The organism is Thermohalobacter berrensis (assembly GCF_003609645.1).
Taxonomy (GTDB): Bacteria; Bacillota; Clostridia; order Tissierellales; family Thermohalobacteraceae; genus Thermohalobacter; species Thermohalobacter berrensis.
The window spans coordinates 1-9581 of sequence record NZ_MCIB01000027.1; the positions used below are offsets into that span (position 1 = coordinate 1).

General features: G+C 29.5%; 11 protein-coding genes. 9 read left to right on the forward strand and 2 right to left on the reverse strand.

The window, feature by feature from the left end; genetic code table 11:
- Positions 1 to 399 precede the first annotated feature (399 nt).
- From BET03_RS09785 to BET03_RS09800, 4 genes are all read left to right on the forward strand, one after another.
- The gene (locus BET03_RS09785) at positions 400 to 1416 is read left to right on the forward strand and encodes a 3D domain-containing protein (RefSeq protein ID WP_120169837.1); all 1017 of its coding nucleotides are present in this window, start codon (positions 400 to 402) and stop codon (positions 1414 to 1416) included.
- Between the two features lie 225 nt (positions 1417 to 1641).
- Positions 1642 to 2175: a ribonuclease M5 gene (gene rnmV, locus BET03_RS09790; protein WP_120169839.1), complete on the forward strand. Its 534-nt coding sequence runs from the start codon at positions 1642 to 1644 to the stop codon at positions 2173 to 2175.
- Positions 2175 to 3044, forward strand: a complete 870-nt coding sequence (gene rsmA, locus BET03_RS09795) for a 16S rRNA (adenine(1518)-N(6)/adenine(1519)-N(6))-dimethyltransferase RsmA (RefSeq protein ID WP_120169841.1) — start codon at positions 2175 to 2177, stop codon at positions 3042 to 3044. Before rnmV ends, rsmA begins: the two co-directional genes overlap by 1 nt.
- A gap of 60 nt (positions 3045 to 3104) precedes the next feature.
- The gene (locus BET03_RS09800; protein WP_120169843.1) at positions 3105 to 4559 is read left to right on the forward strand and encodes a DUF7922 domain-containing protein; all 1455 of its coding nucleotides are present in this window, start codon (positions 3105 to 3107) and stop codon (positions 4557 to 4559) included.
- 32 nt (positions 4560 to 4591) lie between these two features.
- Here BET03_RS09800 and BET03_RS09805 read toward each other — a convergent pair whose 3' ends face one another.
- Positions 4592 to 5335 (reverse strand): N-acetylmuramoyl-L-alanine amidase family protein, encoded by a 744-nt coding sequence (locus tag BET03_RS09805; protein WP_183108820.1) that lies wholly within the window; start codon positions 5333 to 5335, stop codon positions 4592 to 4594.
- A 163-nt stretch (positions 5336 to 5498) separates the two neighbouring features.
- Here BET03_RS09805 and BET03_RS09810 point away from each other — a divergent pair, with 163 nt between their 5' ends.
- Positions 5499 to 5723 carry a glutaredoxin family protein gene (locus tag BET03_RS09810; protein ID WP_120169847.1) on the forward strand — a complete coding sequence of 75 codons (225 nt, stop codon included), beginning with the start codon at positions 5499 to 5501 and terminating at the stop codon, positions 5721 to 5723.
- Between the two features lie 48 nt (positions 5724 to 5771).
- Here the strand turns inward: BET03_RS09810 and BET03_RS09815 are convergent, their stop codons facing one another.
- Positions 5772 to 5960: a DUF1858 domain-containing protein gene (locus BET03_RS09815; protein WP_120169849.1), complete on the reverse strand. Its 189-nt coding sequence runs from the start codon at positions 5958 to 5960 to the stop codon at positions 5772 to 5774.
- Positions 5961 to 6194: 234 nt separating this feature from the next.
- Here BET03_RS09815 and BET03_RS09820 point away from each other — a divergent pair, with 234 nt between their 5' ends.
- The 4 genes from BET03_RS09820 (at position 6195) to BET03_RS09835 (ending at position 9537) form a co-directional block, all read left to right on the forward strand.
- Positions 6195 to 6560 (forward strand): phage holin family protein, encoded by a 366-nt coding sequence (locus tag BET03_RS09820; protein WP_120169851.1) that lies wholly within the window; start codon positions 6195 to 6197, stop codon positions 6558 to 6560.
- Between the two features lie 200 nt (positions 6561 to 6760).
- Positions 6761 to 7669, forward strand: a complete 909-nt coding sequence (locus tag BET03_RS09825) for a cation diffusion facilitator family transporter (protein WP_120169853.1) — start codon at positions 6761 to 6763, stop codon at positions 7667 to 7669.
- 575 nt (positions 7670 to 8244) lie between these two features.
- Entirely contained in the window at positions 8245 to 8931 is a 687-nt protein-coding gene (locus BET03_RS09830) for a cytochrome c biogenesis CcdA family protein (RefSeq protein ID WP_120169855.1), read from the forward strand.
- 15 nt (positions 8932 to 8946) lie between these two features.
- On the forward strand, positions 8947 to 9537 hold the full coding sequence (locus BET03_RS09835; RefSeq protein WP_120169857.1) for a TlpA family protein disulfide reductase: 591 nt from the start codon (positions 8947 to 8949) through the stop codon (positions 9535 to 9537).
- Positions 9538 to 9581 lie beyond the last annotated feature (44 nt).

Below are 9581 nucleotides of genomic sequence, written 5' to 3' on the forward strand. Positions count from 1 at the left end.
TCCAATAAGCCCAGAAATGGGAATGAATCCACAATTACCTACACCTCATGATGATTATTATAGAGATAATAGAGACCAAGATTCTTATCAAAACTATCCTCCTTATGAAGAGGAATAGTATTAAAAACAATTAATAAATTACAGCTGACAATTTACAATTGAGGAAAATGAACATATCTGTTGGTAGTTAATGGGAATGTAGAGCATAATTCATTCCGTTTGAAAAAGTAGCGCAGACTTTAGTCTGCGCTTTTAAGTTATTCACTTTACTGAAAAGTACAATGGCAAAAAATATTACTAATTTTGTAATTTATGGAATATTAATTAAAGGGATTGACAAATAATTATATATAGAATAAAATACACTAAAGTTATGTAAACCATATGGGGGTTATAATTATGCTTAATGGTAACAAGAACAAAATTTTTATATTATTATCTATTGTTGTAATTTTAGCAATTTCACTTGGTATGTACAAATATACAATAAAAAATATTACAATATCAATTGATGAAGAAAAAATTAGTTTAAAAACTAGTAAAAAAACTGTTGAAGAATTACTAGAAAGTGAAAACATAAAGTTAACAAGCTATGATTATATTAATGTTGATTTAGAACAAAAGCTAAAAGATGATATGAAAATAATAATAAAAAGAGCGGTTCCAGTAACTATACTTGTAGACAATAAACAGATAAGAAAAAATACATATCTTAAAACAGTAGAAGAAGTTTTAAATGATACAAACATTAAAGTTGACAATAATGATAGAATATCACCAAGATTAGATGAGGAAATTAAATCAAATATGGAAATTAAAGTAACTAGAGTAGAAGAGAAAATAGAAACTAAAGAAGAAGAAATTAGCTACCGTCAAGTAGTAAAAAGTAACGATAAATTAGAAAAAGGCAAAACCAGGTTAATTAAAAAGGGACAAGAGGGATTAAAGAAAGTTAAAATTAAGAAAATATATGAAGATGGTGAGTTAGTATCACAAGTAATATTAGAAGAGAATATAGTTAAAGAGCCAGTTAATGAAGTAATTGAAAAAGGTACTAAGGACTACTTAGTATCATCTAGGGGTAATATTAGGTTTAAAGGAAGTATTATCATGACGGCTACAGCATATGATTTATCATACGAAAGTACGGGAAAACGACCAGGTGATAAAGGTTATGGAATAACAGCTTCAGGTACTAGGGCAAGAAGGGGCGTAGTTGCTGTAGATCCTAATGTTATTCCTTTAGGGACTAAACTTTATATCAAGTCATTAGATGGAAGTGAGGATTACGGATTTGCTGTAGCAGAAGATACAGGAGGAGCAATAAAAGGAAATAGAATTGATGTATTTATACCTGATAGAGAAGAGGCCTTAAGGTTCGGTATAAGGAAGGTAAAGGTTTATATTCTTGAATAACCATAAAGCAGCCATTGGCTGCTTTTTATTTTATAACACATAGGAAATCATAAACAAATAAAAATAGTGGATAAAATATGATTTCCGTTATGTGTTTCAAAAAAGTCAACCTTGAGAATTTTCTATTTTTAATAGAAGACTTTTTTATTAATCCTAAAAATATTGTATAATCTTAATAGTTAATAACTATAAGAATTAAAGTAAATAATTTAAGGGGGAAAACTAATGATAAAGGAAATAATAGTAGTTGAAGGTAAAGACGATGTTTCAGCGATAAAAAAAGCTGTTGATGCGGAGGTAATAGTTACAGGAGGATTAGGATTTTCCGATAATTTAATTAAAAGAATAAAAAAAGCAGCAGAAAGAAGGGGAGTAATAATATTTACAGACCCAGATTTTGCAGGTGAAAAAATTAGAAAGATGATTTCAAGTAAAGTTAAGAATTGTAAACATGCCTTTTTACCTAGAGATAAAGCTAAAAAAGGTGATGATATAGGAATAGAAAATGCTTCACCTGAAGATATTATTGATGCACTAAAGAAAGCAAGGGTAGAGTCTACTGAAAAGAGAAAAGAATTTTCTAAAGCAGATTTAATAAGACATAGACTAATAGGTTCAGAGGATTCATCAAAGAGAAGAGATGTATTAGGAAGGATACTTGGTATAGGGTATTGCAATTCTAAACAGTTTTTAAAGAGATTAAATAATTATGGCATAACAAGAGAGGAGTTTAAAGAAGCAGTTAGGAGGCTAGATTAATGGATGGTAAAAAACTTTATTCGCCAAAAGTAACTAAAGAAATTGTAGAGAAATACAGTTTTAAGTTTTCTAAAAGTTTAGGTCAAAATTTTTTAGTAGACGGTAATGTTATAAGGAAGATATGTGATGGAGCTAATATTACAAAGGAAGATGAAGTTTTAGAGATTGGACCAGGTATTGGAACATTAACCCAAATTCTTGCTGAAAGGGCAAAGAAGGTAGTATCAGTAGAAATAGATAAAAAACTTTTACCAATACTTGATGAAACACTTTCTGGCTATGAGAATGTTGAAATAGTCCATGGAGATGTACTTGAAATTAATTTAAACACATTAATAAGAGAAAAATTTAAAAATAAAAGAATAAAGGTTGTAGCAAATTTACCCTATTACATTACTACACCTATAATAATGACATTACTAGAACAAAAATTACCTATAGACAAAATAGTAGTAATGATTCAAAAAGAAGTAGCTTTAAGGATGCAAGCTAACCCAGGTAGTAAGGATTATGGTTCTTTATCTATTGCAGTACAATATTATTCAGAGCCTAAGATTATAACAAATGTATCAAAAAATGTATTTATACCGAAACCTAAGGTTGATTCAACAGTAATAATGCTAGATATTTTAGATAAACCTAGGGTGGAAGTGAAAGACGAAAAACTCATGTTTAATATAGTTAAAGCAGCATTTGCAAAGAGAAGAAAGACTTTAACTAATGCGTTGAATTCAAGCCCATTAGGACTTTCGAAAAAAGATATAAAAGAGGCCTTAGCAAGTTGTGATGTTGATCCAAAAGTTAGAGGAGAAAACCTTACAATTGAAGAATATGCACAAATAGCTAATGTAATAGCATTAAAGTTTTAGTTCAATATTCCCCCCTTTATACATATACATATAATAAGAGTTTGAAAGGGGGGAATAGTTTTGCCAAATAAGAGGACATATATGAGGAAGTTTATAATTCTTGAGCCAACAGAGAACATGTATTATAAAGATAAGCCTAAGGGGTATGCTAAAATCGAAGTAAGAAATGGTAAAGGTAAAATATTTTTTAATGTAGAAAAATTAAAGGATGTTCATAGTAGTAATAAAGCATATAAAGGGTACTTACTATCTAATCAAAAAGAAAGGGTAGTACAAGTAGATATTGGGACGATAGTTATAAACGACAAAGGAAAAGGAAGTGTACAGTGGAAATTTGACCCTAATTCAGTTGGTGGAACAGGTCTTTCTATTGATAATTTTAATACAGTTTTAGTCAGATTATATAGTGTTAATGGAGAAGATAAGGAGTTAAAAGTACCACTTGTTGGCTATATAAATGAAAAGGATGATTCATTAGATAGATTAGCTGTAGAAATAAAAAGGGAATCTGAGAAAGATAGAATAGAGAAAATGGAAACTGAAATAGAAGAAGTTGATGAGGAAGAAGTAGAAAAATTACAAGAGACAGGGGAAATTGAAGAAGGAGAAAATATAGAAGAGGTAGAAGACGAAGAAAAAATTGAAAATCTTAAAGAATCTCAGGAATTTAAGGAAGAGGAAAAAATAGATATAAAAGAAATAGAGGATGATATAGAAGAATTAAGGGAGGATCTTAAAGAGATAGAAGAGGATATGGGGGAAGATGAGATAATTGAGGATGAAAGTGACGAATTAGAAAAGGATGAAACAGAAGAGGTTAAAGTAAAGAAAGAAACAGAAGAAGTTGAGGTAAATGAAATAGAAGATGTTAATGAAGATAATAGTGAAGATGATGAAATTGAAAAATCTAATAATGAAGAAAATAATAAAAGTAAATATACTAGACATGAGAAAAGTGACAGATCATATTCTCAAAAAAATATGTATCCTAATAATATGAACAAATATTATGAGGAATTTAAGAATAGAAATTACGGGTATCCTGAAGGGGCTAAAAATTATACTAAACAGCTTGCTAATTATACTAAAAATATATTGAGATTTTTTGAAAGGGTTGAACCTTTTAGAAAAAGACTTTCAAACTATACATGGTGGAAAATTGAATATGATAGGAAAAGTTTTTATAGAGGCTTTTTGCCCTTTTATAACTATATTGTGAATATGTATTATCCATATCCTTTTATGCCTCATATAGCCACTTGTCCAAAACTGATAAAAAAATATGGGCACTATATTTTCGGTATCGTAAAGAAGGGTGATGATATTAAATACTATGTATATGGAATCCCTGGAAGATTTACTAGAGATGAACAGCCATATAGAGGAATGACAGGGTTTAAAACATGGATTGAATCTAGAAGAAGAGGTAGAGAAAGAATTGGGTATTGGCTTCTGCATATAGACCCAGCAACAGGTCGAATAGTGACACCATTAAGTCCTACACCGCCTAGATAATTAAAATATGGCTCCTTAAATGGAGTCATATTTTAATTTAAGTATTCGGCAATTCCTTCGCATATAGCCCGTGCAATTTCTTCTTGAAACTTAGGATTTGTAAGAAGTTTTCTATCTTTAGGATTTGTTATAAAGCCTACTTCTATTAATACTCCAGGTGAAGATGTTTCCCTAAGAATATAATAATCTCCAGGTAATACCTGGGTTTTAATTGAATTAGTTTTTAGCAAGTTTTTATATATTATAGTATCTATTTTATAGCTAATCTCTTTAGCTAGTTTTTTTCCTTTATCTGAAGTAGGATAATAAAAAATAATTGCTCCTCTTTGTCTTAAATTTGAAGGATTTGCATTAACATGTATACTTACAAAAACATCAGGGTTGTTTCTATTTATTATTTCTTTTCTAGCATTTAAGTCCCTTCTATATCGTGAAGCATTTATATTACTTTTATTTTCTAGTGAAATATCCTTATCCCTTGTTAAAATAACATTAGCCTTTCTATGGTTTAAAGTCTTTTTTAGTTTAAGAGAAATATCAAGATTAACATCCTTTTCTAGCAGACCACTTCCTCTATGAAAAGTACCACCATCTATACCTCCGTGGCCTGGGTCTATAACTATATTTTTATTAGAAATACTATTTACTTTAAATACAGAAGTACTCCTTTTAGTTTTAATAATTATTGTGCTTAATAATAAAATTAAAAAAATAAATATTAATATTATAACTAGCGTTTTCTTCCTAATTATGATAAGATGAGTCTTGTTAAACATAAAATATCTCCTTTTATAAGTTTTCATACTATACTATGAGGGAAGGTTTGAGTTTATTAATAAAAGTTGAATTAAATATTATTAATTATATTAATACTGGGTATCATAGAAATACGTATAGAAAAATAATTATTAAGTAAAATATAATTAGGGAGGTTTTTTTATGTCGAAGGTAACTATATACACAAGTAATACTTGACCACATTGCGTTACTGCAAAGGAATACCTTTCGGAGAAAGGTGTAGATTACGAAGAAAAAAATGTTCAAACTGATCCATCAGCAAGAAAAGAGTTAGTTAAGATGGGTTATATGGCAGTACCTGTAATTATAGTAAATGGTGAAACTATAGTTGGATTTGATAAGGGAAGATTAGAGGAATTACTTTAATAAATAAACCCCAACTAAATTTAGTTGGGGTTTATTTATTTTAAGTATTTAAGCTTCATTTAGCTCTTTTAAAAGTTTTTCTAAATCAATTCCATGCACTTTAGCAGCTTCTTCTAAAGTTTCCATTTGAGCTGAAGGACAGCCTAAGCATCCCATTCCATGTCTCATTAAGACTTGAGCAGCTTCAGGCTTTTCCTTTAATATGTTTCCAATAAGCATATCTTTTGTTATAGCCAATTTAATTCCTCCTTTATATTAGACTCCAAAATTAATAATAACATATTTAACAGTAGGATAACAATTTCCTTCATATACTTACCCACAAATTTAGCAGTCAAAACTATTGAGTTTTTTATAGTTTTTTCCTGTTTTTTTTATTTTATACTAAAGAGATAAAAAAGTAAATTATTTGTTCTCTATTGTATAAAAAGATTTTATTAATAAAAAAATATATACAAGGAGGTGTAGAATATGGCAGAAAATGAAAAGGATAGAGACGAGAAACTGAATTTAACCAGTATTTTATTAAGGGTAGTGTTAACGGCTATAGTAGTAGGCATAGCTGCTTTTTTTACCCCAGGATTTAGCATAAACAATTTATGGAGTTTACTTATAGCAGGGGTAGTAATAGCCGGATTAAATTTCATAATTGAAAAGTTTGCTGGAATAGATGCTTCTCCTTTTGGTAGAGGTATAACTGGTTTTATTGTAGCAGCTCTTATTTTATTTGTAACACGTTATATAGTACCAGGGTTTGATATTACTATTATAGGAGCAGTTCTAGGGGCTTTAGCTGTAGGAATTATAGATATGGTAGTACCTGGTAAAGCTTTTTAAAAAGAATGAGTTAAGGGCCCATCCCTTAACTCATTCTTTTTTATGGATAAAAAATGATGTTCAATTTAATTTATAACTTATTATCAATTGATAATGACATTTAATAACAATTAATAGCCGTAATTGCTGATAAAATCAGGGGTTACATTTGATATAGTTTTATAGTATAATATAATAACAACATTTCATTTGAGAATGAGGTGAATAAATTGAAAGCTAATAATATATCTGATAAAGAAAGATATAGGATTGGAAATAGGATTATAATAATTACTATTGTATTAAATGTAATTCTGGCCATTGGAAAGATTATTATAGGATTCACATCAAAATCAACAGCAATTTTGGCTGATGGTATTCATACTGTATCAGATGTAGCAAGTTCCATTGGAATAATAGTGGGTTTTTTTATTGCTAAAAAACCTGAGGATAAAGAACATCAGTATGGTCATGAAAAGGCTGAGTCAATAGCAGGTTTTTTGCTTTCATTATTACTTATAGGTGTTGGTTTAAATATAGGTTACTCTGCGTTAAAGCTTATAATTACGGGAAATATTAAAATTCCTGGAGTTTCAGCTATATGGGCTGCAGTAATATCTATTTTAATAAAGGAAATACAATTTAGAATAACATTACAAGGAGGAAAAAGAATAAACAGTACCGCTTTAATAGCTGATGCTTGGCATCATAGATCAGATTCCTTATCTTCAATTGCTGCTCTTATAGGAATAATAGGAGCGAGATTTGGGTATAAAATTTTGGACCCATTAGCAGGTCTTATAGTTTCAATTATAGTTATTAAAGTAGGATTGGAATTGTTTTTACATGGATATAACGAGCTCATGGATGTATCTATAGAACAAGAAAAGATTGATGAAATTTCAAACAAATTACTTCATGAAACGGATATTACAAGATTAGATGAATTAAGGGCAAGAAAACATGGTTCAAAGGTCTATGTAGACATAAGAGTAAGTGTAGACCCTAACATTACAGTTCATAAAGGCCATGATATTGCAGAAGATGTAGAAAAAGTTGTATATCAAAATATAGCCAATGTTAAAGATGTATTAGTGCATGTAAATCCTTGTTTTGAAGAAGAAAAATAGAGATAAAACGGGAAACTTCCTGTTTTATAATGTTAACTTTTAAATTGTGAATATGATAAATGCAATTTACAATTAAAAAAATAATAGTTATTAGTGGTTGGTGGTTAGTGGTTAGTAAAGTACAGTTGTTAGCTCTTGGTTCCTGGTTCCTAGACAAAAAATTTTAGTTTTGCTAAGAGCTGAGAGCAAAGAGCTAGGAACTGCATTAAAATACAATTGACAATGGACAATTGAGAATTGAGAATTAAAAGAAAAATAACAAAAACTGTAGAGCACATTTCAATGTGCGTTGTAGTTGTATAGGAATAACAATCCTCGGAGCTTTATTTCCTAGGCCAAGTAACGGACTTCAAAGCATATCTTTCCTGGTCAAGTAACGGTCATCGTAGCTTTACTTCTGTGGTTTAAAATAACGGTCCACGAAGCCTTGACATCCTTGGTCTAAGTAACGGACGTCTTAGATTTACTTCTCTGGCCAAGTAACGCTCTTCTAAGAATTACTTCTTCGGCATACCAATATTTTTATTGTTTGTACATACCCCTGTATGGTATAATTTTGCTAAGGAGGTAATTAAATGGGAGACATATCATTAATTATGGCTTTAGTAGCTGGTTTCTTATCATTTTTTTCTCCTTGTGTTTTTCCTATAGTTCCGGGGTATGTAATGTATATAACAGGAAGTACTATGGAAGAGGAAGTTCAAGATAGAAAGCTTCTTACAATAAGTAGAGCTTTAGGTTTTGTATTAGGTTTTACAATAATATTTATGATCATGGGTATTTCTGCAAGTTTTATAGGAAAACTATTTATTAAGTATCAAAGGGAATTTACTAAAATTAGTGGATTGTTAATAATTATATTTGGCTTAAATATGTTAGGAGTTATAAAACTAGATTTTTTAAATAAACAAAAAAAGATAAAACTTCCAAAGGTTACTGGATGGGTTAGCTCTGTGGCTATAGGAATGGCTTTTGCAGCCGGGTGGACTCCATGTGTTGGAACTGTATTAGCTTCCATACTTTTATATGCAGGAACAACTGCCACATTATCAAAAGGAGCTTTTATGCTTTTTATATATTCTTTAGGTTTAGCTATCCCCTTTATTTTAACTGCACTAATAATAGATAGATTTAGTAAATTTGTTACAAATTCAGAAAAAGCTTTAAAATATATTTCAAAAATAGGTGGGATAGTAATTATAATAATGGGCTTATTAATATTTACTAACAAAATTAATACTATAGCAAAAATTTTTATATAATGGCAGGTGGTTATTATGTTAAGGAAAAGTATTATTTTAGTACTAGTCATTTTATTAGCTGGTGCTATTGTTTATTTTGCTAAAAGTACCGATTCTTTAGATATATTAGAAAAAGACCAACCCTTAAAGGATAATGAATCGACAGAAGAATTTACTAAAAGTCAGGAAGAGGAAATTTCACCTATAGATATTGGGAAAGAAGGGCCAGGATTTACATTAGAGAATTTGGCTGGTGAGTATGTATCTTTAAAAGATTATAGAGGAAAAACTATTCTAATAAACTTTTGGGCTACAACCTGTCCTTACTGTGTGAAAGAAATGCCTGATTTAGATAAATTATATCTTGAAAATAAAGATAATAATTTTGTTGTGTTAGCTATTAATGTTGCAGAAAGTAAAGCTACTGTAGAAAAGTTTATTAAAGAAGAAGGGTATCATTTCCCTGTACTCCTTGATAAAACTGGAGAGACTTTTATAAAGTATATGGGTCGTTTTATACCAACTACTATTATGATTGATAGTAATGGTAAAATAAAATATATACATGTAGGAATGTTAAAATATAGTCAAATGAGGGAAATGTTGGATGATGTAAAATCAGAATAAAGTGAACGGTTATTATGAACAATATATATAATAAAGTATAAGAT

Excerpts from the sequence above, each read along its gene's own strand:
- BET03_RS09785 (WP_120169837.1), top strand. The coding sequence starts at position 400 with ATGCTTAATGGTAACAAGAACAAAATTTTTATATTATTATCTATTGTT.
- rnmV (WP_120169839.1), top strand. The coding sequence starts at position 1,642 with ATGATAAAGGAAATAATAGTAGTTGAAGGTAAAGACGATGTTTCAGCG.
- rsmA (WP_120169841.1), top strand. The coding sequence starts at position 2,175 with ATGGATGGTAAAAAACTTTATTCGCCAAAAGTAACTAAAGAAATTGTA.
- BET03_RS09805 (WP_183108820.1), bottom strand. The coding sequence starts at position 5,335 with ATGTTTAACAAGACTCATCTTATCATAATTAGGAAGAAAACGCTAGTT.
- BET03_RS09820 (WP_120169851.1), top strand. The coding sequence starts at position 6,195 with ATGGCAGAAAATGAAAAGGATAGAGACGAGAAACTGAATTTAACCAGT.
- BET03_RS09830 (WP_120169855.1), top strand. The coding sequence starts at position 8,245 with ATGGGAGACATATCATTAATTATGGCTTTAGTAGCTGGTTTCTTATCA.
- BET03_RS09835 (WP_120169857.1), top strand. The coding sequence starts at position 8,947 with ATGTTAAGGAAAAGTATTATTTTAGTACTAGTCATTTTATTAGCTGGT.